Origin of the sequence: Paenibacillus sp. FSL R7-0273 (genome assembly GCF_000758625.1) — a bacterium.
Lineage (GTDB): Bacteria > Bacillota > Bacilli > Paenibacillales > Paenibacillaceae > Paenibacillus_AQ.
The window spans coordinates 2,403,152-2,430,109 of sequence record NZ_CP009283.1; the positions used below are offsets into that span (position 1 = coordinate 2,403,152).

Genomic DNA, 26,958 nt, shown 5'->3' on the forward strand with positions numbered 1-26,958 from the left:
CACGTGATGTGAAGCTTGTTCACTGGCAGCAGATTTCCAATAAGGAGAGGGAGATGAAGGAATGAAACGCAACCGATGGCTGATTCCGGTTATGATCACGTCTATTGTTCTGTCTGTTATGACGAATCTGTTTGCGCTGGCACCGTCAAAGGCTGAGGCGGCAAGTATCGGCACGATTACGGAGAATGACACGATTTATCAGATTATGGTCGACCGGTTCCATGACGGAGACACATCCAATAATGCAACCGGGGCCGCAATACGCTACGGGGAAAACTCTGAGGAGGATTTCCGCTACATGAAGGGCGGCGACTGGCAGGGGGTCATCAACAAGCTCCCGTACATCGCCAATATGGGCTACACTGCAATCTGGATTTCCCCTGTTGCCGAGCCGCAGATGACCAACCGCGAGAATAACGGCACAGGCAAGAATACAGCCTATCACGGCTATAACGTAAAAGACCCTAATGCGGCTAATCCGTACTTCGGCACCAAGGAGAAGCTGAAGGAGCTGGTGGATTCTGCGCATGCGCTGGGCATCAAGGTCATTATTGATGTAGTGCCGAATCATATCGGTGATTATATGCTGGGTACCCAGGCTTACTATGATATCCCTGGCCTGCAGCCTGCCGCACCGTTTAATAATCCGTCCTGGTATCATCATAACGGAGACATTAACTGGTCACTGGCTGACGGCAGATATGATCAATGGGCCCAGGATTATCTGGAGAATCACGATCTGGGCGGGCTGGATGACATTGACTTTGACGTTCCTGCCGCGAAGCAGGCGATCTTCAGCTCCATTAAAGCCTGGTTTGACTACACTGGAGCAGACGGAGCGCGTGTGGACGCCGCCAAGCTGATGAAGCCTACGGACATCGGCGAGCTGCAAAATCTGCTTGGGGTTAATACCTTTGGGGAGAACTTTGACGGCAATGCGGAATTTGTCTCACGCTGGGTAGGCGCGAACAAGGAATGGGGGATGCTGGATTTCCCGTTATTCTTCTCGGTGCTGAACAGCTTTGCTTACGGGCAGTCTTTTGAGTCCAATATTAAGAGTACACTGGCTCAGGATTCCTATTACAACGGGAATGCGAACCACATGGTCACCTTTATCGACAACCATGACCGCAACCGCTTCCTGACAGAGGCCGGTGGCAGTGTAGAGAAGCTGCAGAATGCACTCTCCTTTATTTTTACTGTCCGCGGAACACCTGTAGTTTTCCAGGGAACCGAGCAGAATAAGGGTAACGGCAACGGGCAGATTATGACAGGCGGCATTGCCGATACCTGGAACCGCTGGTCGATGGTGAAGAGGGATGCAAGCGGTAATGTTCTGGAGAATTATTTTAATGAAAATACCAGCACCTACAAGCATGTGGCCAAGCTGAACGAAATCCGCAAAAACAACCCGGCCCTTCGTACTGGTACCCAGCGCGAAATGTGGTCTGCCCAGAACCTTTATGCGTTCTCCCGGCGGATTGACACCGGTACAAATGTCGGACAGGAAGTCATCTCTGTATTCAGCAATGCCTCCGGCGGTACGCAGACTGTAACCATTCCACTGCGCAGCGAAAGCACACTGACTGCAGGTACAGTTCTGATCAATCAGCTGAATACTTCCGATACAGTAACCGTGCAGGCAGGCGGTGTAACAGGCAAGCAAATTACTGTATCCGTCGGCGCAAACTCGGCCAAAATCTACTCCAAGAACCAGCCGGTAGATGATAAATCAGCTCCAACTGTTCCAGGTAATGTTACAGCAACTGTACAGAATGCTTCCAGTGCACTGGTGAGCTGGACGGCATCCACGGACAATGTCGGGGTAACCGGATATGAAATTTACCGTAACGGGGTCAAGGTAGGCACCTCTGCAACCACCTCCTATACGGACAGCGGACTCGCAGGCCAGACCAATTACAGCTATACGGTAAAAGCTTTTGATGCGGCGGGTAACCTGTCCGCCTTCAGTGCAGCTGCGCTGGTGACAACTCCGGCCGGGAACAGTGTGACTATCTATTATAAGCAGGGTTATACCACCCCTTACATCCACTACCGGCCTGCCGGCGGAACCTGGACGACTGCACCCGGTGTAGCTATTCCGGCAGCAGAAGTATCAGGCTACAATAAGATTACAATTAATATCGGCGCTGCTACCCAGCTCGAGGCCTGCTTCAACAACGGCAGCGGCACGTGGGACAGCAATGGAGGCAGCAATTATCTGTTCGGTACAGGCACCTGGACGTATACGCCTACCGGAAATATCCAATCAGGAGGACCGGTAAGCCCTACAGCTACACCGACTCCAACGGTTGCGCCTACTGCCACACCGACTCCAACAGTAGCGCCAACACCGACAATAGCGCCGACCCCTACACCTACGGTAGCACCAACTGCAACACCAACAGTAGCACCAACTGCAACACCAACAGTAGCACCAACTGCAACACCAACGCCTACTGCCACTCCTGGTGGCAATTCAGTAACCATTTATTACAAGAACACTGCGTATACGAATTCATATATGCATTATAGTGTAGACGGCTCTGGCGTATGGACAACCTCACCGGGACTGCAGCTGCAGGCCTCGCCGTATTCCGGCTATAAGACAGCAACTATTCAGCTGGGCACAGCGGCCGGCCTGACGGCAGCGTTCAATAACGGCAGCGGGACCTGGGATAACAACGGAGGCAGCAATTACCGTCTGACCGCCGGCAGCTGGAGCCTTGTAAACGGCAGCCTCACCTCAGGCGTGCCGCAGGCCGACAGCGTAACCTTCAGGGTCAGTGTGCCCGGTACTACACCTGCATCCGGGCCGGTATATCTCAGCGGCTCCTTCAACAGCTGGAACGCGGCAGATCCTGCCTACCAGCTGACTAAAGGCAGCGACGGCATTTACTCCATTACACTCAGTCTGCCTGCAGGTACAGCTGTACAGTACAAAGTGACCCGCGGCAGCTGGGCATCGGTTGAAACAAGCTCCAGCGGTGCGGAGATTGCCAACCGGACCCTGACACCTGCCGGCGGAGCGCAGACTGTGAATCTGACTGTGCAGCGCTGGAAGGATCAATAATTTACCCGGTAGTTACAGCAGCGCAGCTCCGTTTGGGGCGGCGCTGCTTTTTTACTGCTATGGAGTGAGTTAGTTCATTTATTCACAAAGATTATAGTGGTAGGGTTATATAATTGTCTGTTTGATAAATGTGTAATCCGGAAGGGGTAGAGGTGTGACTATCAAGAGTAACCTGAAGACGGTATGGATAATGTTTGGCATTTTTATGCTGCTATTTGTGCTGAACTTTTATGCCGGCAGTAATCAAACCGGGGCAACATCAAGAATGTGGGTTGTCCTTGGGGGATGGTCCCTGGTTGTAAGTGTAATTTTATTAGTTAAGCACGGGCTGCCTGCAAAACGGCAGATCCTGGTCTCACTCCTGCTGGCGGCTGCAGTTGCGGCAGCTTATATTAACGTTTCCCTCTTCTCTATGATCGAAACAAGTGTCATTACTTTATTTGCATCTCTTGCGGTATTCAGTACTTTTAGCAGGTTCCGTGAGAATCGGCTTGTCTTTCTGCACACCGCAAGCAAAAAATCTGTTGCTGTCAGCCTGCTTACGGGCGCAGCTGCAGGTGCAGTTCTTGGCATAATCAATCTGCTGCTGAGCGGGAAGGCGTTGGACAGCTTTAGTATCAAGTTTGCTTATTTCAAGATTGCACTCAGTCCGGCGATATATGAAGAGATGGCTATGCGTGCAGTGTTCTACGCCTTATGCCTGTCACTGCTGAACGGAAGAATGGATACCAGAGCCCGGAGGTTCACCGCCTGGTTTATGATGATTATTCCGCACGTGCTGATACATACTCCTGACATCTTTATCAATAACGGGATCGTTCCGGGAATCGTCAATATTATAATGCTGGCCTTGCTCTTCGGCCTTCCGTTTGCCATCCTCCAGAAGAAAAGGGACATTGCTTCCGCCATGCTGGCGCATGGAATTGTCGATGTCATCCGGTTCTGTTTTTTTGGTCTTCCCTATTAAAAATATAAAGAGAGGGGCTGTCTGCCAAACAAGCAGAACAGCCCCTCTCTTTGTGTTAACTAAGATTAGAGTGAAAAGTCAGCGCGCAAGACCTGCTGTAGACTCGCGTACGATGAGCTCCGGTTCAAGCAGCAGTCTCCGGGAGCCTGTGCAGTTCTCGCGGATATGGTCCATCAGCCACTGGCCTGAGGTTACTCCGAGCTTGAAGGTATCGATGTTCAGTGAGGTCAGCGGCGGAGTCGTATAGCGGGACAAGGGATATTCATCAAATGCTGCAATGCCCAGCTGCCCCGGAACCCCGATCCCCAGCTCACGGGCGGCTTTCAAGACGCCAAAGGCGGTATAGTTGGTCATGCATACAACGGAATCAGGCCGGTCTTCGCGCTGCAGCAGCCGCAGGGCAGAGCGGTAGCCCTCATGCTCATCCGCCTGGCCGTTCAGAATCCAGTCCTGGCGTACAATGACGCCTGTCTGCTTAAGCGCCTGAAGATAACCGCCCAGCCGGCGGGTGAAGATCCGTTCATTCCGCTGGCCGCCGATGAAAGCCGGAGAGCGGTAGCCCTGCTCCAGCAGATGGCGGGTCAGCATTCTTCCGCCGGCTTCATTGTCAAAATCAACCCAGCTCGCAGCCGGCTCCATTTCTCCGATGGAAACGTATGGAAAGCGGAGACGGTCAAGCTCCTTGGCCAGATCGGCGGTCAATACCGAGTTGTTGGCGATAATACCGTCAACCCGCTGGTTCAGCACCAGCCGGTTGAGGAAATGGTCCTCAGCATCAAGATGCTGGATATTGCAGAGCGTCAGCTCATATCCGAGGGGGCCCATGACGCTCTCAATCCCGCCGATTATATTGTAGAAGAACTGGTTAAGAAATTCACTTTCCTTTGACATGTCAACCAGCAGTCCAACCGTCTGCGAGCTTTGTCTGGCTAAACCGGTTGCGATACTGCTCGGTATATAATTCATCTGCTTCATTATCTCGCGGACGCGCTGCTTCGTCTCGGCTGATATTTTGGGAGAGTCATTCAATACCTTGGAGACAGTGGACTTTGCCACATTTGCTGCCCTTGCCACATCCGAAATGGTTACTTTCATCGGGATCCCTCACAAAAAATAAGAGTAAAAGGTATTATTTAATAGTTTATCATTTTGCGGTGCTTTATTCGACTGTCAACATTTTTTAGCGGAGCGCCGGCAAGTCTGACGGGGATTTTACACTGCGTTGATAATTGGCTTGTGAACTGGTATTTTTGCGGAAATGGAGTTAGGATGTTCTCAAAGACAAAAGAGAAGAAAGAGGATTGCCTGATATGAAACCGTTCCGCATTCGTCTTACCTTTATCCTTATGGCTCTCGTCGGCATCTCCATGATGGGTGCAGGCTTGACGATGGCCAAGCTCTTTAAGGATTCGCACATTTCAGCGCTGGAGGAGAATATGTCCCGGGAAATAAAGCTGCTCTCCGGAACGTTCCAGTTTATGGATATGAACAGCCCGGAGGCGATTACCTATTATACAGAGCGCGCCAAGCATATTGCCGGACTAACCGACTCGCGGATTACCTTTATCACGAAGGAAGGCAAGGTTATCGGTGATTCTGAACGGAATCCGCTGGAAATGGACAACCATTCTAACCGTGAGGAAGAAATGCTTGCGGAAAAGGAAGGAATCGGCCGGGCTATCCGCTACAGTGATACGCTGGACCGCGAGATGCTTTATGTTGCCGGTGCCGTAACCTCGGATGCAGGCTTTGACGGCTATATCCGTCTGTCGATGGGCCTGGACGCAGTAACAGAGGGGCTCAGCAGGGCCTGGGTGATTATGGCCGTGGGACTGGTGCTGCTGTTCGTAGCGGCGACCTTTGTCAGCTATAAAGTGGCCTCGAGCATGACCTCGCCGCTGGAGCAGATTACAAGAGTTGCCCGCCGTATAACCGATCTGGATTACGATGCCAGAGTACCGATGCAGCGCAAGGATGAGGTCGGCCAGCTGGCCAAAGCGATCAATGCAATGGCTGACAGCCTGCAGGCCCAGCTCAAAACAATCCGCGATAACGAGGATCTGCTGCAGAGTGTACTTGATAATATGACCGGCGGTATCGTCATGGTCAATGCGGAAGGTGAGTTTGCTCTGATTAACCGGGCGGCAGAACGCATGCTTGATGTGAAAAATAGCGAAATGGCCGGGTACTCCTACAAGGAGCTGAAGCATCATTATGAGCTGAGCCGGCTTATTGAAGAAGGTGTAATGCGCTGCGAGCCTATTCATGAGGAACGGAGCATCTACACTCCGGCTGAGCGGATTGTCCGGCTGGACGGGGTGCCGATGACACAGGACGGCTCTCACCGGGGGATGCTGTTTCTGCTGCAGGAGGTTACCGAGATCCGCCGGCTGGAGAAAATGCGCAGTGAATTTGTCGCTAATGTATCCCATGAGCTGAAAACACCGGTCGCTGCCGTCCGGGGCTTTGCCGAGACGCTGCTTGGCGGAGGGGTGACCGACGAGAAGACGGCCCGTTCCTTCCTGCAGATTATTTATGATGAGAACGAGCGGCTGAACCGGCTGATTGGAGATATACTGGAGCTGTCCAAAATAGAATCAAAACGGGTGCAGCTCGACTGCTCACCGATCTATATAAGGGAGTTTCTGGCTTCCGTTTTGGAGACGCTAAGTAAAGTAGCCGAGAAGAAAAAGATAAGCCTCAGTGCAAATATCCCGGATGAGCTGTTTATGGAAGGCGATGAGGACAAGCTGCGGCAGATCTTTATGAATCTGCTCTCTAATGCGATCAATTACACGCATGACGGCGGGAATGTCAAGGTCACAGTAGCTGACGGGCATAAGCCGGACGGGACAGAGACAGTGATCTTTACAGTCAGTGATACAGGGATGGGCATTCCCCGCAAGGATCTGCCGCGAATCTTTGAGCGGTTCTACCGGGTGGATAAGGCACGTTCCAGAAGCTCCGGTGGTACAGGGCTCGGATTATCCATTGTAAAGCACCTGGTGGAGCTGCACCGCGGAACGATTACCGTTGAAAGTGACCTGGGAATCGGGAGCTCATTCATTATGGAGCTGCCGCTGCTGCAGGAGCATGACAAGTAACAGCAGGCTGCAGGAAGCGGCAAAACGGGCTGCGGATTGGATTTGCTAATTGCAGCCGGGAGGAATACTATTAATCTGCAGGTTCATCTGCGAAATTTGTTGTTATTTTACACCAAGTTAACATTCCGGTGATATGATGGGTTTGCTGCTTTTTTTGTAAAATCTAAAAACATGTAAATACGGGGGGAACTATGGCACAACGATTGCTGGTCATTGAAGACGAACCGACGCTGGCCCGGCTGCTGTCTTATAATTTGACGCAGGAAGGTTATGAGGTAACAGTGGAGGATCATGGAACGGCAGGATACGACCGTGCGACTAGAGAACCTTTTGATCTGATCGTACTGGATCTGATGCTGCCCGGTATGAACGGGATAGATATCCTCGATAAGCTTCGCGGACAAGGCATCCGCACGCCTGTTATTGTCCTGACGGCTAAAAATGCCGAAGAGGATGTAGTCCGCGGCCTGAAATCCGGCGCCGATGATTACATAACGAAGCCGTTCGGCGTATCGGAGCTGCTTGCGAGAGTCAGCGCTGTGCTCCGGCGGATATCCGGTGTGGCTGAAGACATTCAGCCGGAAATTCCAGTCTCCGCTTCAACGATTATTCTGGGGCAGCTGGAGATTTATCCGGAGCGGTATGAGGTCTCACTGGGCGGACACAGTATTAACCTGCGGCCCAAGGAATTTGAAGTGCTGCTGTATCTGGCGCGCAAGCCGGGGGTTGTGCTTACCCGGGATGATCTGATGAATGCGGTCTGGGGATTTGATTATATCGGCGGGCAGCGTACGGTGGATGTTCACGTAAGCTCCCTGCGCAAGAAGCTGGAGCTTGATCCGGAATCCGTCCATATTGATTCGATCCGCGGAGTAGGCTACAAGCTGGTTGTCAACAAAAAAAGAGCACCGGTCATTTAACATGACGGTGTTCTTTTCATAGTTAAGATTTAAACGCTGTACATAAAAAAATCATTTTAAATATAAAATATAATTACAATTATGTTAGATGAATTATAACGGGATAATGTGATTTTACACTGCGTTAACATTTCTCTTCAACTCTATTTACACTAAAAGCTTATCATTGGGAACGAAGATGATGAGAAGGAGACTGCCAAAACACATGAAATCCATCATTGACATAGAGAAGCTTGATCTCTACTATGAGTCATTTCACGCATTGAAGAACGTGGATCTGCAGATTCCGGAGAAACAGGTGACCGCTTTTATCGGACCATCCGGCTGTGGTAAATCCACTCTCCTGCGCACCCTAAACCGTATGAACGACATGATTCCCGGAACACGCATTGAAGGTAAAGTGAACATCGGCGGCAAAAATATCTACAGCGACGAAGTGGAAGTGGAAAGCCTGCGCAAGCAGGTCGGCATGGTATTCCAGCAGCCCAATCCTTTTCCGAAGTCAATCTATGACAACGTGGCCTACGGCCCGCGCCTGCACGGAACCCGCTCGAAGCAGGAGCTGGATGAGATTGTGGAGCAGAGTCTCCGCCAGTCCGCCCTGTGGGAGGAAGTTAAGGATTTCCTGAAAAAGTCTGCACTCAGCCTGTCCGGCGGACAGCAGCAGCGCCTTTGTATTGCCAGAGCGCTGGCCGTCCAGCCTGATATCCTGCTGATGGATGAGGCAACCTCTGCTCTCGACCCTGTCTCGACCCTCAAGATTGAGGAACTGGTACAGGAGCTCCGCAGCAAATATACGATTGTTATGGTAACGCACAACATGCACCAGGCTGCCCGTGTATCCGGCCGCACTGTATTTTTCCTGAACGGTGTTATTGTAGAGGCTGCGGATACAGAAATGCTGTTCTCGAACCCGAAGGACTCCCGCACAGAAGACTATATCTCCGGACGTTTCGGCTAATACCCTATGGGGACCCGCTCCTGGAATATCAGGCTGACCATATGTTTTTGAGGAGGAACTCTTTAATTATGATTCGCAGAAAAGAATTCGACAAAGATCTTGAAGAGCTGCGCAGCCTGCTGCAGCAAATGGGCGAACACGTAAATGATGCACTGGAAGGTGCGATTGTTGCCTTGCAGACGCTTGACATTGTACGCGCACAGGAAATTGTAAAGGCGGATTTGCGCCTCAATGCGATGGAAGACCGGATTATGGAAATCGGTTCACGTCTGATTATTACCCAGCAGCCTGTAGCCAAGGATCTGCGCCGCATTATTGTTGCGTTCAAAATTTCCAGTGACCTTGAGCGTATGGGCGATCTGGCACTGGATGTGGCAAAGGTAACGATGCGTATCCAGGGGCAGACACTGATTAAGCCGCTGGTTGATATTCCGCGCATGGCTGAGATTGTATCCGTGATGATTACCGAAGCGATCCAATCCTACCTGGATGAGAATACCGATCTGGCATACAAAATGGCCCAGGATGACGATCAGGTAGACGGGCTGTACAGTTCAACCATTAATGAGCTGTATGCTTACATGGTTGAGAAACCGGAATCCCTGAACCAGGCTATGCTGCTGACGCTGGTGGGCCGCTATATCGAGCGGATTGCCGATCATGCGACCAACATCGGTGAGAGCGTAGTGTATCTGGTAACGGGTAAGCGCCCGGATTTGAATCAGTAGAACGAAGCAGTACCGTAACAGCACCCGCCTAAGGCGGGCTGCTGTTTTTTTGTTGTCATCGCAGGGTTTACGGTTTCAAGCTGGTGAAGTTTGGCAATCCTGCATTCCATGCGGGATTATGCTTAGCTGCAGCGTAAATCGTGCGCTTTGGTTCATTTTGGTGCAGGGCGTATGGTAAGATGTAAAGAGTAAGCAAGAAAAAGGCGAGGTGCTACAGTGGACAAGTTGATACTTATAGACGGAAACAACATTATTTACCGCGCGTTTTTTGCGATGCCGCCGCTGACGAATACAGCCGGGCAGCAGACGAACGCCGTATACGGCTTTACAACCATGCTGCTGCGTTTAATTGAAGAACATAAACCAAGCCATATGATTGTTGCATTTGATGCAGGGAAGATTACGTTCCGGCATGAAGGCTATGAGGATTATAAGGGCGGACGGCAGAAAACGCCGCCGGAGCTGTCCGAACAGTTCCCATTATTGAAAGGCTTGCTGCGTGACCTGGGTGTGCCGCAGTTTGAGATCAACGGATATGAAGCAGACGATATTATCGGAAGTATTTCCCGCGAGGCCGATGCTGCCGGGCGTGAAGTGATGATCGTATCCGGGGATAAGGACATGCTGCAGCTGGCTTCGGAGCATACGACCATAGCGCTGGTGCGTAAAGGCGTAACTGAAGTGGAGCTGTACGGGCCGGAGCAGATCCGTGAGAAATACGATTTGACGCCTGAACAGATTATTGACCTCAAGGGTCTTATGGGCGATGCGAGTGATAATATTCCAGGGGTACCTGGAGTAGGTGAGAAAACAGCGCTTAAGCTGCTGCACCAGTTCGGCTCGGTAGAAGGCGTTCTGGCCGGAACCGGTGAGCTTAAGGGGAAGATGAAAGAGAAGCTGGAGGAGCATGCGGACAGCGCAGTTATGAGTAAAAAGCTGGCGACGATCTACCGTGAGGTTCCGCTGGAGCATGCCTGGGAGGATATGTCCTTTACTGGGATTAACCGGGATACGGCCGGGCCTGCACTGGCGAAGCTGGAGTTCAAATCTCTTCTGGAGCGTCTGTCGCTGAGTGCGCATTCCGGATCATCGGATGAATCAGCAGCAGTTGAAGCTGCAGAGCTGGATATCACAATCGCCGGTGAGGCTGATCTGGAAGCGCTGATTGCCGCACTCCCGGAGATTTCAGCCCTGCATGTCGAGACAAACGGGGAGAACCCGCACCGGTCCGAGGTAATCGGTCTAGGCCTCTCTTCATCTGAGCGCCATTACTTCGTGCCGTTTGCCCTGCTGCAGAGCCCGGCGGCAGCACCGCTGCGGGACTGGCTGGGAGACAGCAATGCGCCGAAGAGCGGTTATGACCTGCACCGCGCAGATCTGGCATTACACTGGCAGGGGATCGCTTTTGCCGGGGCCGCTAATGATGTGCAGCTTGCCGCTTACCTGCTTGACCCGACGGAAACGAACCAGAACCTGAATGATCTCACCTCCAAATACGGGCTGCCCCGCCTGTCACCGGACGAAGATATTTTCGGCAAAGGTGCCAAATACAAAATTCCGGAGCTTGAAATTCTGGGCAACCATGTAGCCCGCAAAAGCGCGACTGTACTCGGTATTGTGGCTAAACAGCAGGAGGAGCTGCGTGAGACGGCAATGACCGGGTTGTTCGAGGATCTGGAAATGCCGCTGTCACGGATTCTGGCTGATATGGAGAAGCAGGGGATTGCCGTCAACAAAGAGGAGCTTAAAGAGCTGGGTAAAGAATTCGAGGCGCAGATCGCATCGCTTGTAGCTGAGATTTATGAGATCTGCGGCACCGAGTTTAACCTCAACTCACCGAAGCAGCTCGGCGAAATCCTGTTTGTGAAGCTGGGATTGCCTGTGGTGAAGAAGACCAAGACAGGCTACTCTACAGATGCAGAGGTATTAGAGAAGCTGGCACCTTATCATGATGTTGTGCGCCTGATTCTGCAGTACCGTACAATTGCCAAGCTTCAATCCACCTATGTGGAGGGACTGCTCAAGGAAATTTCGGAACAGACTGGCAAGGTGCATACCTTCTACCGCCAAACCATTGCGGCTACTGGACGGCTTAGCAGCCAATTCCCTAACCTGCAGAATATCCCGATCCGGCTGGAGGAGGGCCGCAAGCTGCGGAAGATTTTTGTCCCGTCGGAACCAGGCTGGTCGATTCTGGCGGCAGACTATTCGCAGATTGAGCTGCGGGTGCTGGCCCATATTTCCGGTGATGAGCGGATGAAGGAAGCTTTTCTGGAGGATATGGATATTCACACCAAGACAGCGATGGATGTATTCGGCGTAACAGCTGAGCAGGTGGACAGTAATATGCGCCGCTCCGCCAAGGCGGTTAACTTCGGGATTGTGTATGGCATCAGTGATTACGGATTGTCCCAGAACCTTAATATACCGCGTAAGGAAGCTGCCCAGTTTATTGAGCAGTATAAGGAAGTTTTCAACGGTGTCCGCCAGTATATGGTTGATATTGTGGTGGAAGCGCGCAAGCAGGGCTATGTTACGACGATGCTGGAACGCCGCCGCTATCTCCCTGAGATTAATGCCAGCAACTTCAACCTGCGTTCTTTTGCTGAACGTACGGCGATGAATACACCGATTCAGGGAACAGCAGCCGATATTATCAAGCTGGCTATGGTGCATATGGATAAAGCGCTGTTTGAACGCGGACTGAAGAGCCGTATGCTGCTGCAGGTGCACGATGAGCTTGTGTTTGAGGTGCCGGAGGATGAGCTGGAGCTGATGAAGAAGCTGGTGCCTGAGGTTATGGCCGGAGCACTCGAGCTGTCTGTGCCGCTAAAGGCGGAGGTAAGTTATGGAAGTAACTGGTATGAGGCGAAATAGACTCCCCGCTGCTTGTCTATATCCGTTATAATGGTGTAGAGGTGAGTCATTATGCCGGAATTACCGGAAGTAGAAACAGTCAGAAGAACACTTAATGAATTAATTACAGGCAAGCAGATAGAGCACGTCACCGTCCGGCTTCCGCGGATTATCCAGCGTCCGGACGATACCCAGGCCTTTGCCAACATGCTGGCAGGCCATAGCATTGTTACGGTTGAGCGCAGGGGCAAGTTCCTGCGGTTTGTGCTGGACGGACTCGTTATGGTCTCCCATCTGCGGATGGAGGGCCGTTACGGCCTGTACAGCCAGGATGAGCTGCTGGACAAGCATACTCATGTTATTTTCCATTTCACCGACGGGACCGAGCTGCGCTACACGGACGTACGCCAGTTCGGGACTATGCATCTGTTTGATCCCGGTGAGGATCTGCTGCTGAAGCCGCTGAACAAGCTGGGCCAGGAGCCGCTGGATGCTTCTTTTACGCCCGGGCGGTTTAAGGAAATTGTCGGAGGCCGGAATACTAAGATCAAGCCCCTGCTGCTGAATCAGGAATACATTGTCGGCATCGGTAATATCTATGTAGATGAGGCTCTGCACCGTGCAGGGATTCACCCTGAGGAGACGGCAAAGTCGCTTTCGGACGGGCAGCTGAACCGGCTGCATAGTGCGATCGTAACAACGCTGACTGATGCCGTGAACGCTGGAGGCTCATCGGTCAAATCGTATGTCAACGGCCAGGGTGAGTGCGGCAGCTACCAGCAGCAGCATCTCATTTACGGCCGTAAGGATCAGCCCTGCAGAACCTGCGGCACCCTGATCGAGAAAAGCGTCGTAGGCGGACGGGGCACCCACATCTGCCCGAATTGCCAGCCTTTAACCGTTGTTATAAGCAATAGATTGAATTCAGTTTCGTCTGATTCGTGATTAAAATGCACCGGAGCTACCCGGACTGACGCAATTGCCCAGGAACCGACTGCCGGTCCCGCCCATATACTGTGTGAAGAACGCTGAAACAAGCAAACGGAGCCGGACGGATTCATCCTCCGGACTTCCGTTTCTTCACGGGAGGGATTGCGGGTGATCAGCCCATTATTTTCACTGCTGCTGCTGGCTTTTGCGCTTAGTCTGGACGGTTTTGGTGTAGGCATTACATATGGTTTACGTAAAATGAAAATTCCGCTGCTCTCCATTCTGATTATCTCACTCTGCTCGGGCATTGTCATATGTGTCTCGATGCAGGTCGGTGTACTATTAGCCAAGGTTGTCTCCCCGGATGCCGCCTCCATTATTGGAGCGGTTATTCTCGTCTTAATGGGCTGCTGGTCACTGATTCAGATGCTGACTCAGAAGGAGAAAAGTCCGCACGAAGAGGAACACAAAGGGGCATCTGTGAGAACGGAAGCGGCTGCCCAGGCCGGTTCAGAGACCGAAACTGCAGGGTTTACAGAGCTGTCTCAGGACTCCGGAAAAGCCGGCCCGCAGAAGTCTGCTGTTTTCTCGCTGGAGCTGCGGCATCTGGGTGTGGTCATCCAGATTCTGCGTACGCCGTCTTCCGCGGATATGGATGATTCGGGCAGTATCTCCTCTATGGAAGCGATGATTCTGGGGATTGCACTGTCGCTGGATGCGTTTGGCGCGGGACTTGGTGCTGCGCTGCTTGGTTTCAGCCCGGTGTGGACCTCGCTGATGATTGCCCTGTTTAGCGGAACCTTTCTACTGCTCGGAATGAAAACCGGCCTAAAGCTGTCCGGAAGCTTCTGGATGAAGCATGCTGCCGCTCTGCCCGCGTTATTATTAATTGCTATGGGAATAATGAAGCTGTTATGAGGTGAGTACATGATTATGGGCTTAACCGGAGGCATTGCATCCGGAAAAAGCACCGTCTCCGCATTGTTTATGCAAAAAGGAGCACGACTCGTCGATGCTGATGTTATCGCAAGAGGGGTCATGCTCCCGGGACATCCCGTGCTGGCTGCTGCTGTAGAGCATTTCGGCCAAGGAATACTGCTGCCTGACGGCACACTGAACCGGGCTGCGCTGGGGGAAATCGTCTTCAGCGACCCTGCTGCCCTGCAGGCGTTGAACAGCCTGACACACCCGGCGATCCGCCAGGAAATCAAGGACCAGATGTATGCACTGGAAGAGGAAGATGCGCAGCGACTGATTGTTGTGGATATTCCGTTATTGTATGAATCCAAGCTGGACAGCCTATTCGATAAGGTTATGGTCGTGTATGTGCCCCGTGAGGTGCAGCTGGCCCGCTTAATGGAGCGTAACGGTCTTGGTCCCGAACAGGCTGCAGCCAGGCTGGACGCCCAGATGGACATTGAAGAGAAGCGCAGGAGAGCAGATTATATCATTGATAACAGCGGTGAGCTTGCAGAGACTGAGCAGCAGGTTGCCGTTATGTGGGACAGGCTGGGGTTATTATGAGCTGGCTGCGTAAAAAAAGAGTGCTGCTCCTGCTGTTCATCGGCTTTACCGCCATTCTGTTTCTCGGCACCAACTGGATGTCCTGGTTTTATCCAATCCATTATAAAGACGAAATCCGTAAGCACAGCAGCACGTATGAGACTGATCCTTTCCTGGTTGCGGCCATTATCCGCGTAGAGACCAATTTTAAGACAGGGCGTGAGTCCAAAAAAGGTGCTCTCGGACTAATGCAGCTAATGCCGGACACCGCCAAATGGGCACTCGAAATGGCCAAGCTGCCTGACGTTTCCCTGGATGAGCTTAAAGAGGAGCCGTCGGAGAATATTGAGCTGGGCACCTGGTATCTCTCCTCGCTGTCCCGTCAGTTTGACGGTAACCGTACAGCGGTTATTGCCGCCTACAACGCCGGACCCGGTAAGGTGCAGAGCTGGCTTGATGAGGGGAAATGGGACGGCACAGAGGCGGCGGTCAAGAATATCCCGTTTGGGGAGACCAGACACTACGTGCAGCGCGTGATTTATTATTATAATCAGTACACGGAGATTTACAGTGAATTTTAAGCCTGTGCTATGTAAAAAGAAGTATTAAATGGCATCAGCCATTTAATACTTCTTAGGCAAGCTTATGGGGACAGGTTATTTGTATTGACCTGCCAGGGATTGCTCAGCGATCGTTACAAGACGTTTAGTGATGTAACCACCGATCGAACCGTTTTCGTAAGAAGTTTTATTGCCTTGGTATCCGTCTGGGGAAAGAGTGATACCCAATTCTTGGGCAACTTCATATTTCAGTTGTTCCAAGGCACCACGTGAGTTGGAGACTACCAGGTTGTTGCTGTTGTTGTTTTGGCTCATTTCTGTTCACCTCCTATCGGTTGGTAACTGTATTATGTGCCGGACTCGCCAGATTCATAACAAGAGAAAAACGGTGTTTTCTGGAAATAAATTTCACCCGTCCAAAAAGGGCTAAGGAGATCAGCGAAGACTAATATTACAGTAAAAGGAGTGGCCTAAGCTTATGAAATGCCCATACTGCGATCATACCAATACCAAGGTGCTTGACTCGCGTCCGGCCAATGAGAATAAATCGATCCGCCGCAGGCGTGAATGCGAGCGCTGCAGCAAGCGCTTTACTACATTCGAGATGATTGAGGAAACTCCGCTGATCGTTATCAAGAAGGGCGGCAGCCGTGAAGAATTCAGCCGGGACAAAATCCTCCGCGGCCTGATCCGCGCCTGTGAGAAGCGTCCTGTATCTGTGGAGCGCCTGGAGGCCATCGTTTCTGAGGTGGAAAAGACGCTTCGCGGTATCGCCCTGGCTGAGATCGAAAGCCGCCAGATCGGCGAGCTGGTGATGGAGCAGCTGTATCCGGTAGACGAAGTGGCCTACGTCCGTTTTGCCTCAGTATACCGCCAGTTCAAGGACATCAATATGTTCATGAAGGAACTGAAGGGTCTGCTGTCCAAAGATGATGGAGAACTGGAGGGGCTATAGACAGGCTGCAGCACCTGTGCCCAACTTAGGCTCGGTTTGATGTAGAGCTTAGCAGCATAGGTGCTGTAGCGGGTCCTCCGGATTTGAAGCATTTAAACTTTTTTAATTAAAGTGTTGACATGAGGAATGGATTTCTGTATTATATAGAAGTCGGCTACGAAATAATAAATAACACGACGAAGTGAGCTTGTTGCTCACACAAGAATTTAGAATACATAATGTAATTCTAAAATGGTTAACTTGGGGCCATAGCTCAGCTGGGAGAGCGCATCGCTGGCAGCGATGAGGTCAGGGGTTCGATCCCCCTTGGCTCCACCAAATATCCTAATATTATGGACTCTTAGCTCAGTTGGTAGAGCAGTAGACTCTTAATCTATTTGTCCAGGGTTCGAGCCCCTGAGAGTCCATCCTTGAAGAAACGGCAGAAATGCCGTTTTTTTTGTTGTTTCTGGAATGTGATGCACACTGGGGCATGTAGCTGCTCTCCCAGTATGTTGGAGCTCCCTGAAGTAGCGTTACTTCCTCGCGTACGATCGCCCCCCTCGCATACCATCTCTCCCTCGCTTACGGACCCTGCAGCCCTTATCTGCTCTATTTGGCTCATTCCTCGGAGCTAACGGACCGTACTGCACTTATTTGCCCTCAAGTAGCGGATTTGCACCCTAAAGTCATCCAATAACGGCATCTGAGTCCGTAAGCCGGGCAAATGGGCCAGATTGGCGAAAATAAGCGCATCTCAGTCCGCAAGGAGTCGCTTTCGGGACCCCATATTCAACGAAGTTGTCGTCATGGGGTTCCCTCATTTCTAACAACCTTACTCAGCGGCTATAACTTCGCACGGTACGAAAGGTAGAGCTGAGCGCCCCTGCTGCTGCTCCAGTGCCAGCGCTCCCTCACCATATGGACCTATAATTTCAAACGGTATGAACGGTTGCGCTGAGCGCCGCCGCCTGTAATCTCCAACATCTGTTGCTCGACCAGCTTATGGAGAATCCGCCGGGCATGGCGATCAGTCACTTTTAGATGCTCGGTAAGCTCCAGCGGGGTGAAGGTCCTGAGTAGACGTCTGGCGAACCGGATCGTCTCGGCTTCCAGCCAAGTTAACGAAGAAGAGACATCTGTAGCGATGAATTTCCCAATAAAGGAAAGCACCAGCTGCTGACATTGTTTTGGTTCTTCTACTATGGAAGGATAGGCGATCGGCAGAAAGGTCCAGCCGTCCAAAGCCAGCAGACAATGTCTGCGGCATAAATCCTTGAACCTCCTGACATCCAGATCCCTGGCATGTGGTCCATACCCTTGAATCTCAATTCCGCCCTTCACGCCTCCAGGCATATAAGCCAAATCCAGATAGCGGTAGCCGTTACTAAAATCACGCACTTCCCACTCCGGAAACAAATGGTCTAAATTCCCGACAGCCGGGAACCAGATGGTGCGGAGGAATTCAACTGTTCCATATCCTAATCCTTTGCCGAGTAAATCTTTTCTCCTGTGGTTGCTCTCATTCTCCAGATTGCGTACTAACCATTCCTCATACTGCTGTTCAAATCGCGGCATCTCATACTCCTCCTTGGCCCATTCAAGTGCTAATTTTCTCCGCAAAAAAGCCGCCTCAATGCCTATTCCCTCCAAACATAACTTTGGACGGAGATAGAGCATTAAAAGCGGCGTGTGCTTCACGGCTTATAAATCAATTATATCGTTACCAAATAATCGAGCAATGACATTCTTTTGATTACAGCCGCAATAAATGATAAGTTTCAAGTATATTCGTCAGTAATTCCATAAAATAAAAATCGCAGGAGGGGCAACATGGCTGCAACCAAACAACCTCAACAATTTAAAATAATCCTAAGCGATCCCAGCGGAGGGGTCAGAGGACGCCCGTACCGCACCATTGCTGTTGCTGCCGGAGCATCCTTATATGATCTCGCAGAGGCTGCCATCGAAGCCTTTGATTTTGACCTGGATCATGCCTTTGGCTTCTACGACAATATCACTGACTGGACACGGGCTGAAGAAGGCTACGAATTGTTTGCGGATATTGGCCAGGAAAGCCGATTTCCCGGTGTTCAAAAAGTGGCAATCCACACCGTATTCCATACCCCTAAACAAAAGCTGCTGCTGTTATTTGATTACGGTGTCTGCTGGCATTTTATTGTTCAATATCTGGGGGCTGCAGAGGTGAGGCCGGGTCAACAGCTGCCTTATGTTATCGAGAGCAAAGGGGAGACGTATGAGCAATATGACAGCTTTGGTGTTGAGGATGATTGGGATGATGAGGAAGAGTAGCAGAATTCTGGTCAGGCCGTAGTGAAATTCCCCACTTCTAAATCTCACACAGCATGGTAAGATAAGCAGGCGGAAATTTACCGTGAGTATAGAGACAGGAAGGGTCAGGAATTACATTATGAGCACAAAGAAGGAAACAGCCAATTCACTTGGCAAAACAGTAACCTCCATTCAGGCCCTGGCCATTGTGGTCGGGATGATTATCGGTTCAGGAATCTTTTTGAAGCCGGGGATTGTGCTGAGCAATGCCGGTACTCCGTGGATGAGCATCCTGGCTTGGGGTGTCGGCGGGATCATTACTCTGGCGTCGGCGCTCACTGTGGCGGAGATTGCGGCTGCGATTCCGAAATCCGGCGGCTTGTACACCTATCTGGGTGATCTCTACGGCGGTGTGGCAGGCTATCTGCTGGGCTGGGTGCAGGCGGTGATCTCTTATCCGGCGTCTGTAGCGGCGCTGGCGATTGCTTTTGCCACCTATTCCGGGTACTTCGTGCCTTTGAACGGCTGGCAGCAGAAGCTGCTGGCTGTAGCCATACTGGCGTTCATCCTCATTATGAATGTCATTGCCACCAGATTTGGCGGCATCATCCAGACGGTTGCGACGGTGGGCAAGCTGATTCCGGTTGCGGGAATTATCGGCGTTGGCCTATTCTCGAATCTGACACCCGGCTTTGACGGCATCAGTGCACCGGCAGCGGGAGCAGGCTTTGGAGCAGCGGTACTGGGTACGCTATGGGCTTATGACGGCTGGATCAGTGTTACGAATATGGCTGGTGAAATTAAAAATCCCGCCAAAACGCTGCCGAGGGTCATCTCGGCCGGGGTTATTTTTGTGATAGCGGTGTATGTGCTGTTTAATCTGGCGGTGTTCAAGGCGCTGCCTTATGAGCAGATTATTAGTTCACCGACTCCAGGGGCTGATGCGGCTGAGGCGCTGTTCGGCAACGGGGGCGGAGCGTTTATTACGGCAGGCATCATTATATCAGTGCTTGGTGCGCTGAACGGCTATCTGATGACTGCAGCGCGTGTGCCGCAGGCGATGGGGGAGAAGAACCAGATTCCGTTCTCGCGTGTGCTGAGCAGCATTCATCCGAAGTTCCAGACTCCGGCGAATGCACTGCTTTTTCAAAGTGTGCTGGCGGTAATCTACATATTCTCGGGGACCTTCAACACGCTGACGGATTTGCTGGTGTTTGTATTGTGGATCTTTTTTACGATGGGTGTGTTTGGAGTCTTTCTTTTGCGTAAAAAAATGCCTCCGGAAAAAGGGCGCTACCGTGTGCCGCTTTATCCGGTTACTCCGATAATCGGGGTTGCTGGCGGACTCTACATTCTCGGCAGCACGATTGTCAGTGACCCGCTGCGCTCGCTGACCGGAATCGGGATTACGCTGGCCGGACTGCCGGTGTATTATATTTTATCGCGTAAAAAAGCTTAATCTGCATCCAAAAGACCACCTTCTGTTAACTCGGAGGAGTGGTCTTTTTGCGTACAGCCAGCCTTGGCTGCAAGAATGTCCAATCCGGGTTAAATAGTCCAAAACCGCATAACAGGGCGGGCAAAATTGTCCTATTGCCGGAATAACGGGAGATCAGTATGCTACAGGTGTTGATTCTTTGGAGAGTTCTCATTATAAACAGGCAGGTATGGAGGAGAAACGTACATGAGCATTCAATTGGAGCATTTGGACCGGGGGCTGGCGGCAGTCTGCACTTCGGAGGGGATATTTATCAGCTGGCGGCTGCTGGGACAGGAAGTGAGCGCTGCTACAGACAGCGGCCTGATTGCTGCAGATTTTCGGATATACCGTAACGGTGAACGGATTGCTGAGATTAGTGACAGCACGAATTATCTGGACAGGTCCGGCAGCCGGGAAGCGGAGTATGCGGTAGCCGCAGTTATAAACGGAGAAGAGAAAGAGCAGTGCCGGTCAATCCGGCCTTGGGAGACACCCTACCTGGAAATCCCGCTGCAGAAGCCCGCAGACGGGGTTACACCTGCCGGTCAATCCTACACCTACAGTGCAAATGACATGAGTGTAGGTGATGTGGACGGAGACGGAGAATACGAATATATCGTCAAATGGGACCCGTCGAATGCGAAGGATGTTTCCCATGTAGGATATACAGGCAATGTGTATGTGGATTGTTACAAGCAAAACGGCACTCTGCTGTACCGGATCGATTTAGGTGTTAATATCCGGGCAGGGGCGCACTATACCCAGTTCCTGGTCTATGACTTTGACGGAGACGGTAAGGCGGAGCTGATGTTCAAAACAGCGCCGGGCACCCGGATTATCCGGTACTTAGACGGCGCTCCTGCGTCTGAAGCATTCATTACGCTGCTGCCGGAGGATGAAGCTGCCCGATACAGTCATCAGGATGATTACCGGATCAATGGTGAGGGCTACGCAGTGCATGTGGCTGATATGTTCGAACGCTGGCATGAGCATGAAGAGGTAACAGCCGGACACTGGCCGGCTACACTGGAGGAGTGTTTTGGTATTGCTCCTGCATATACGTATCCGCTGTCACGGGAGGATGCGCTGCGTCTGGCAGATTATTTCCTCGATGTGTATGCGCCTTCCAGAAGCGAACGGAACAAGCTGCGTGAATTCGAAGGCTTTATTCTAAAAGGGCCGGAGTACCTCACAGTCTTCCGCGGCGAAACGGGAGAGGAGCTTAAGACAGTCCGCTACAAGCCGGAACGTCATGATGACGGGCTGATGTGGGGCGACTATTCCTGGAACCGTATCGAGCCGGGCAACCGGGTAGACCGATTCCTGGCCGGAGTCGCTTATCTGGACGGAAAGAAGCCATATGCTTTGTTTGCCCGCGGGTATTATACAAGAGCTACAATGGCCGCCTACAGCTGGGACGGACAGGAATTGAGGGAGACCTGGTATATCGACAGCGGCTGGGTTACCATGAACAATCCGTTTGCTGACACGCTGCACCTGCAGGACGGCCGGAACCCAGGCTTCGGCGGGTTAGCCAAGCAGGGGGCCCATGCGCTGTCTACGGCCGACGTAGACGGGGACGGCTGCCAGGAGATCATCTACGGGTCGGCTACGATTGACCATGACGGCAGTCTTTTGTACAGCTCAGGCGGGATTCTGCCGGAGGGAAGCGCGGCTCCGGGTGAATACGCCAAGCTTGGTCACGGGGATGCCCTGCATGTCGCGGTGGTCGATCCTGACCGGGACGGATTGCAGATTTATATGGTTCATGAGGAGGGCATACACGGCCCTTATGGATATACACTGCGGGATGCGGCTACCGGAGAAGTGCTCTTTGGCGGCTTTGCCAAGGAGGATGTCGGACGCGGCATGATCGGCAAGGTAGACCCGGCGGTGCCCGGGCTGCAGACGTGGTGCAGTGAAAGCCATCTGGCTCATGAGCCGTCCCGGGGGCTGCGCTCATCCAAGGGTGAGCAGCTGGATGAGGAAGCGCCAGGCACTAACATGAACATTAAATGGGCAGGCGATATGACGACCCAGTTCATCAGCGGAACCTTTGAAGAACCGGTTTCTATTGAGGACTGGAAGCGGGGCACGCTGCTGACGGCAGAGGGTACACGCTCTAACAACGGCACCAAGGGCAATCCTTGCCTGGTGGCGGATCTGTTCGGGGACTGGCGCGAGGAGCTTGTTGTACGTGTGGCAGACAGCTCGGCTATCCGCATCTACATGAACACAGAGGTGACGGACCGGAAGCTGTATACTCTGATGCATGATCCGCAGTACCGCACAGGGGTGGCCTGGCAGAATGTAGTTTATAATCAGCCCTGCTACACTAGCTTCTATCTGGGTACGGATATGAAATGGTCCAAGGTGCCGGTGCCGGATTTGTTATAAGTTCGTTGTTCCCCTGTAAAAGCAAAAATGACCGCCCTTTTATAAAGGCGGTCATTTTGTATAGATTGCTAAACATCCAATCGCAGGCTATCATACCGCTAACTACCGGCTGGAACAGCCTAGCTGTGCTCCGCAATCTGAACCTCAAAGCCGTCCGGGTCCAGCACATAAAAGAACCGCAGATGCGGATTGGGTGAGACGGGTCCGCGCGCTACCGGGATACCATGGCTTTTCAATTCCTCGATAGTTCCGTCCAGGGACTCCGTTTCGAATCCGACAGACACCCCGCATTCCGGCAGCAATGCCGGATCACTTCCTTGGATAAGCTCGATTTTGGGCTGACCCTCCGGACCCAGCATAACGATCTGCCTGCCTCTGCTCTCAAATTGCCGTTCAATGGGAAGACCCAGAATCCCGTGGTAGAAATGTAGAGATGCCTCCAGGTCGCGTACTCTGAGCGTAATCCAATTCATTTTTAAGTTCATAATGCAGTCTCCTTCTTTAATAAAAATCGCTGTAGCTATTGCACGCTAGGGAAAGATAATCTCAGGAGCAGCATCAGCGTCTGCACTAACATTAAAGAATCCAACCTTGTGCCTGAGCGCCAGCTCCCGCATTTTAATATATGCGTCTCCGGCCACCGACCAGGCAAAAGCCGCATAAATGATATTTGCAGCCAAGGTATAATCCGTCAGCAGGTTATCAGTCCCGGCTTCCTCCTCTATGTAGTTCATTAACATCTCAAGTTTACTATGACTAAATAAAATAAAAAAATGTTTGACAATTAGTCAGCGGCGAGGTATATTATAAGAGTTCCTTTTGAGAACAACGGTCATAACGGCCGACATAATATGGACTCTTAGCTCAGTTGGTAGAGCAGTAGACTCTTAATCTATTTGTCCAGGGTTCGAGCCCCTGAGAGTCCATTACATGAAGAACGGCAGCGATGCCGTTCTTTTTCTGTTCATTTATACAGCTGAAAGAGCGCCCCCGTGTAAACAAAGGGGGGGCGCTCTTTTTTATATACAGGTTATCTGGTCTCCAGATACGCAATACCCAGCGCCCCGGTAACCGGATTACGGTAGGTTTCGCAGGCTACGTCAAAGACCTGGCCGATCAGCTCCTTGGTCAGGATATCCTCAGGCTTGCCGCTGGCGGCAACCTGCCCCTGCTTCATTACATACAGATAATCACAGTATTCGGCAGCAAGGGTAAGGTCGTGGAGTGCGGCGAGAATGCCGATGTCCAGCTTTTTGACAATATTCAGGATCTGCAGCTGGTATTTAATGTCCAAATGGTTGGTCGGCTCGTCAAGAATCATAAATTCCGGCTGCTGGGCCAGCACACGTGCCAGGATCACCCGCTGCTTCTCCCCGCCTGACAGAGAATTGTAGCTGCGCTCTGCATGACCTTCCAGATTAACCTTACGCAGGGCAGCAGTCACGATTTCATGGTCCTGTCTGTTGTCTGTCTCCAGCATTCCTTTATGCGGAGTCCGGCCCATTGCGGCCATTTCGCGGACAGTGAAGTCGAAGCTCAGCTCATTAAACTGCCCGACGACGCCCAGCTTTTGCGCGACCACCTTGGGGCTTGCTTTGATTACATCCAGATCAGAGAGAAAGACGTCCCCCTGCTTAGGCTTGATGACTTTATAGATGCTTTTCAGGAGCGTGGATTTACCGCAGCCGTTCGGCCCGATCAGACCCACGAATTGCTTATTGCGGACCTTTAGTGATACATCCTTAACAATATTTACATTGGAAAAGGAAACCGCCAGACGTTCAACGTTTAAGTCCATTATGATTTGCCTCCAAACGCGTAGCCTTTTTTGACCAGCATATACATGAACATCGGCGCACCAATCAGGGCAGTGATAATCCCGATCGGAAGCTCCACACTCGGAACAATGGTCCGGGCAATTACATCAGTCCAGATCATGAAGATGGCACCGAACAGGATAGAAGCCGGTAGCAGCCTGCGGTGGTCAGAGCCGACAAGTCCGCGAATCAGATGGGGGATAATCAGGCCGACGAAGCCGATCATTCCGCAGCTTGCGACCATAATACCGGTAATCAGGGCAGTGAGAATCATATAGGCTCTGCGGTAAGCACCCAGCGATATTCCCAGTGTAACAGCCGCTTCATCACCAAGCATCATGGCATTCAGGGCACGGAACTGCATCAGGAAAAATGCAGCAGCCACTGTGATGGATACGGCAATCAGCGGCAGCTTATCCCAGCTTGAGGCGGCCAGACTTCCCATAGTCCAGAAAGTTACGGTCTTAATGCCTTCGGCATTGTTAGCGAAATAGACGATGAAATTGGCAAAAGCGGTGCATAGCGCGTTTATGACCATACCGGCCAGCACGAGCTTGACTGATGTCATTTTGCCTCCGGCATTGGCCAGGAGCAGCACAAGAAGGGAAGCACCGACGGCGCCGGCAAAAGCCCAGAAGGCTACACCCGTCTGCCCCAGAAAGCCCATCGTCCCAAAGCCGACCAGAATGGCGAAGGTTGCACCGAGTGAACCGCCTGAGGAAATACCTAGTATGTATGGATCAGCGAGCGGATTCTGTACAGCGGCCTGCATAATGGTACCGCACAGTGTAAGGCCTGCACCGATAAACAGGGCCATTAGCACGCGCGGAAAACGGATTTTCCAGATGATATCTACAAAAGATCCGGAAGTCAGGTCCTGCACATCTCCTATCTGAATGCCGGTAATCTGATGGAGCAGAATCCGGTACGATTGGGAGACGGGGATTTCAACCTGTCCAAAGGAGACGGCGGCCCCCGCCGACAGAACTGTAATGACCAGCAGAACAATAATAACAGCAGTAAAGCCATAACGGCTATTAATGATAGATTGCTTGGCTGCCGGCTGCGCGGCTATCTCGGTTTGCATGACATTCATATAGACTCCTTAATTATAAAGTTTAATTTAAAATATAGCGCATATTGAGAATTGTTGTCAATGAGAATTATTATCATTGACATATGCGCCAGCTTTCTATATTCTACGATTGTATTCCTTGCAGAACGGAAGGTTGTGCCAACTCTGGCAAGGCTGTTTACCAGATATATAGAAAAGGGGATAGGAATGATGAGAAAAGGGTTTAAGAGATTTATGCCGCTGCTGGCGGTTTTGCTGCTGGTAGGGATTCTTTCAGCGTGCTCTTCCAATACTAAGAATGAGAATGCATCGGCTGCAACAGCAGCACCTGCGGCCAATACGGCTGCCGAGGCTACTGAGGCTCCGTCTGCTGCTCCAAGTACAAGCACAGTATATCCGCTGACTATTGAGAATTACACGAATAACGGTGAAGGTACCGCATGGACTGCCAAGTCCGTGACTTTTGACAAAGCACCTGAGAAGGTCGTAGCCAATACCCAGGGTGCCGCTGAGCTCTTAATCAAGCTGGGCCTGACCGACAAAATGGTAGGAGTTGCTGCGTTATATGGTGCGGGTGATCCTTCCGTTCAGGAGGAGTTCAAGAAAATCCCTGTCATCTCCGAAAATTATGCCAGCAAAGAGCTGGTTGTCGGAGCAAGTCCTGACCTGGTACTGGGACGTGCTGACCTGTTCGCAGATGCGGATTGGGGTGTGGGAACCGTTGAGGGCTTAAACGGGCTGGGTATTAAAACCTATCTGCAGAACACAAGTGTAAAGGGTGCAACTCTGGACAGCCTGTACAAGGACATTGAACAGATCGGGCAAATCTTTGATGTGCAGGAGAATGCAGCTGCTTATATCGAAGAGCTGAAACAGCGTGCCCAGGCCATTACAGATAAATCTGCTTCCAGCAACGCGAAGACCTTTGCTTATGTATCCGACGGCGGAAACGGAGCAATTACAGTATACAGCGGAAACATCGATACTTTCGCTGGCGATGTATTGAGTTTGCTGGGTATCACCAACAGCTTCGGTGACGTTACCGGTGATGTCAGTAAAGAACAGCTGCTGGCTTCCAATCCCGATGTAATGCTCCTCTCTGTATACACCGGCGGTGTTGATCCGCAGGAGACATTGAAGGCCTTCTATGCTGATCCGTCGCTGCAAAGCCTGAATGCCATCAAAGACAAAGCAATCTACCTGATTGATTTCAACCAGTTCTGGGGCTACAGCTACTCTATCTTTGACGGAGCCGAGAAGCTGCTGTCCGATATTTTGGCTAACCAGTAAAACGTTAACACTATGAAAAGCAGGTTAAGCAGCGCAATAGCTGCATGACCTGCTTTTTGCTGCGGCCGGGA

At 51.6% G+C, this 26,958-nt stretch carries 23 protein-coding genes and 3 tRNA genes; 19 read left to right on the forward strand and 7 right to left on the reverse strand.

The features are described 5' to 3' along the window. Positions 1-61 precede the first annotated feature (61 nt). Complete coding sequence (locus R70723_RS10200; protein ID WP_039871780.1) at positions 62-3,073, forward strand: alpha-amylase family glycosyl hydrolase; 3,012 nt, start codon at positions 62-64, stop codon at positions 3,071-3,073. A 154-nt stretch (positions 3,074-3,227) separates the two neighbouring features. Beyond that, complete coding sequence (locus R70723_RS10205; protein WP_039871783.1) at positions 3,228-4,040, forward strand: CPBP family intramembrane metalloprotease; 813 nt, start codon at positions 3,228-3,230, stop codon at positions 4,038-4,040. A 78-nt stretch (positions 4,041-4,118) separates the two neighbouring features. On the opposite strand, the gene R70723_RS10210 is transcribed toward R70723_RS10205, so the two are convergent. Next, on the reverse strand, positions 4,119-5,135 hold the full coding sequence (locus R70723_RS10210) for a LacI family DNA-binding transcriptional regulator (protein WP_039871785.1): 1,017 nt from the start codon (positions 5,133-5,135) through the stop codon (positions 4,119-4,121). Positions 5,136-5,350: 215 nt separating this feature from the next. Between R70723_RS10210 and pnpS the strand changes: the two genes are divergently transcribed. The 9 genes from pnpS to R70723_RS10255 all read left to right on the forward strand — a co-directional run bounded on the left by pnpS (position 5,351) and on the right by R70723_RS10255 (position 15,623). Further along, positions 5,351-7,144 (forward strand): two-component system histidine kinase PnpS, encoded by a 1,794-nt coding sequence (gene pnpS, locus R70723_RS10215; protein ID WP_039871787.1) that lies wholly within the window; start codon positions 5,351-5,353, stop codon positions 7,142-7,144. 191 nt (positions 7,145-7,335) lie between these two features. Next, positions 7,336-8,064 (forward strand): response regulator transcription factor, encoded by a 729-nt coding sequence (locus R70723_RS10220; protein ID WP_039871788.1) that lies wholly within the window; start codon positions 7,336-7,338, stop codon positions 8,062-8,064. 205 nt (positions 8,065-8,269) lie between these two features. Beyond that, a complete protein-coding gene (gene pstB, locus R70723_RS10225) occupies positions 8,270-9,025 on the forward strand; it encodes a phosphate ABC transporter ATP-binding protein PstB (RefSeq protein ID WP_039871790.1) in 756 nt (251 codons plus the stop codon). A gap of 68 nt (positions 9,026-9,093) precedes the next feature. After that, positions 9,094-9,753 (forward strand): phosphate signaling complex protein PhoU, encoded by a 660-nt coding sequence (gene phoU / locus R70723_RS10230; RefSeq protein ID WP_039871791.1) that lies wholly within the window; start codon positions 9,094-9,096, stop codon positions 9,751-9,753. A gap of 216 nt (positions 9,754-9,969) precedes the next feature. Next, complete coding sequence (polA, locus tag R70723_RS10235; protein ID WP_039871793.1) at positions 9,970-12,630, forward strand: DNA polymerase I; 2,661 nt, start codon at positions 9,970-9,972, stop codon at positions 12,628-12,630. A gap of 51 nt (positions 12,631-12,681) precedes the next feature. After that, entirely contained in the window at positions 12,682-13,554 is an 873-nt protein-coding gene (gene mutM, locus R70723_RS10240; RefSeq protein WP_047171091.1) for a DNA-formamidopyrimidine glycosylase, read from the forward strand. Between the two features lie 153 nt (positions 13,555-13,707). Then, positions 13,708-14,457, forward strand: a complete 750-nt coding sequence (locus tag R70723_RS10245) for a manganese efflux pump (RefSeq protein ID WP_039871794.1) — start codon at positions 13,708-13,710, stop codon at positions 14,455-14,457. Positions 14,458-14,466: 9 nt separating this feature from the next. After that, positions 14,467-15,063 (forward strand): dephospho-CoA kinase, encoded by a 597-nt coding sequence (gene coaE, locus R70723_RS10250; RefSeq protein ID WP_039871795.1) that lies wholly within the window; start codon positions 14,467-14,469, stop codon positions 15,061-15,063. Further along, positions 15,060-15,623, forward strand: coding sequence for a lytic transglycosylase domain-containing protein (locus R70723_RS10255; RefSeq protein ID WP_039871798.1), 564 nt, complete (start codon positions 15,060-15,062; stop codon positions 15,621-15,623). Before coaE ends, R70723_RS10255 begins: the two co-directional genes overlap by 4 nt. Positions 15,624-15,698: 75 nt before the next feature. Here the strand turns inward: R70723_RS10255 and R70723_RS10260 are convergent, their stop codons facing one another. Beyond that, positions 15,699-15,917 carry an alpha/beta-type small acid-soluble spore protein gene (locus tag R70723_RS10260; protein ID WP_039871799.1) on the reverse strand — a complete coding sequence of 73 codons (219 nt, stop codon included), beginning with the start codon at positions 15,915-15,917 and terminating at the stop codon, positions 15,699-15,701. A 163-nt stretch (positions 15,918-16,080) separates the two neighbouring features. Here R70723_RS10260 and nrdR point away from each other — a divergent pair, with 163 nt between their 5' ends. From nrdR to R70723_RS10275, 3 genes are all read left to right on the forward strand, one after another. Then, positions 16,081-16,557 carry a transcriptional regulator NrdR gene (nrdR, locus tag R70723_RS10265; RefSeq protein ID WP_039871800.1) on the forward strand — a complete coding sequence of 159 codons (477 nt, stop codon included), beginning with the start codon at positions 16,081-16,083 and terminating at the stop codon, positions 16,555-16,557. A 242-nt stretch (positions 16,558-16,799) separates the two neighbouring features. Then, positions 16,800-16,875: transfer RNA gene (locus R70723_RS10270), tRNA-Ala, on the forward strand. Between the two features lie 16 nt (positions 16,876-16,891). Beyond that, positions 16,892-16,964: transfer RNA gene (locus R70723_RS10275), tRNA-Lys, on the forward strand. A 499-nt stretch (positions 16,965-17,463) separates the two neighbouring features. Here R70723_RS10275 and R70723_RS10280 read toward each other — a convergent pair. Then, positions 17,464-18,114, reverse strand: coding sequence for a DeoR/GlpR family DNA-binding transcription regulator (locus R70723_RS10280; protein WP_039871803.1), 651 nt, complete (start codon positions 18,112-18,114; stop codon positions 17,464-17,466). Between the two features lie 255 nt (positions 18,115-18,369). Here R70723_RS10280 and R70723_RS31510 point away from each other — a divergent pair, with 255 nt between their 5' ends. The 3 genes from R70723_RS31510 (at position 18,370) to R70723_RS10295 (ending at position 22,705) form a co-directional block, all read left to right on the forward strand. Then, on the forward strand, positions 18,370-18,849 hold the full coding sequence (locus tag R70723_RS31510; protein WP_052421257.1) for an IS1096 element passenger TnpR family protein: 480 nt from the start codon (positions 18,370-18,372) through the stop codon (positions 18,847-18,849). Between the two features lie 118 nt (positions 18,850-18,967). Next, positions 18,968-20,287, forward strand: coding sequence for an APC family permease (locus R70723_RS10290; protein ID WP_039871804.1), 1,320 nt, complete (start codon positions 18,968-18,970; stop codon positions 20,285-20,287). A gap of 225 nt (positions 20,288-20,512) precedes the next feature. After that, positions 20,513-22,705 carry a rhamnogalacturonan lyase gene (locus tag R70723_RS10295; protein ID WP_047171092.1) on the forward strand — a complete coding sequence of 731 codons (2,193 nt, stop codon included), beginning with the start codon at positions 20,513-20,515 and terminating at the stop codon, positions 22,703-22,705. 119 nt (positions 22,706-22,824) lie between these two features. Here the strand turns inward: R70723_RS10295 and R70723_RS10300 are convergent, their stop codons facing one another. Beyond that, positions 22,825-23,190: a VOC family protein gene (locus tag R70723_RS10300; protein ID WP_039871805.1), complete on the reverse strand. Its 366-nt coding sequence runs from the start codon at positions 23,188-23,190 to the stop codon at positions 22,825-22,827. A 45-nt stretch (positions 23,191-23,235) separates the two neighbouring features. Beyond that, complete coding sequence (locus R70723_RS10305; RefSeq protein WP_052421258.1) at positions 23,236-23,439, reverse strand: hypothetical protein; 204 nt, start codon at positions 23,437-23,439, stop codon at positions 23,236-23,238. Between the two features lie 119 nt (positions 23,440-23,558). Between R70723_RS10305 and R70723_RS10310 the strand changes: the two genes are divergently transcribed. Further along, positions 23,559-23,631, forward strand: a tRNA-Lys gene (locus R70723_RS10310). Between the two features lie 104 nt (positions 23,632-23,735). On the opposite strand, the gene R70723_RS10315 is transcribed toward R70723_RS10310, so the two are convergent. Both R70723_RS10315 and R70723_RS10320 read right to left on the reverse strand, forming a co-directional pair. After that, a complete protein-coding gene (locus tag R70723_RS10315) occupies positions 23,736-24,503 on the reverse strand; it encodes an ABC transporter ATP-binding protein (RefSeq protein ID WP_039871807.1) in 768 nt (255 codons plus the stop codon). After that, positions 24,503-25,618: a FecCD family ABC transporter permease gene (locus tag R70723_RS10320; protein ID WP_372238258.1), complete on the reverse strand. Its 1,116-nt coding sequence runs from the start codon at positions 25,616-25,618 to the stop codon at positions 24,503-24,505. Before R70723_RS10320 ends, R70723_RS10315 begins: the two co-directional genes overlap by 1 nt. A gap of 186 nt (positions 25,619-25,804) precedes the next feature. On the opposite strand from R70723_RS10320, the gene R70723_RS10325 reads away from it, so the two are divergent. Continuing rightward, positions 25,805-26,887 carry an ABC transporter substrate-binding protein gene (locus R70723_RS10325; RefSeq protein ID WP_231574861.1) on the forward strand — a complete coding sequence of 361 codons (1,083 nt, stop codon included), beginning with the start codon at positions 25,805-25,807 and terminating at the stop codon, positions 26,885-26,887. Positions 26,888-26,958 lie beyond the last annotated feature (71 nt).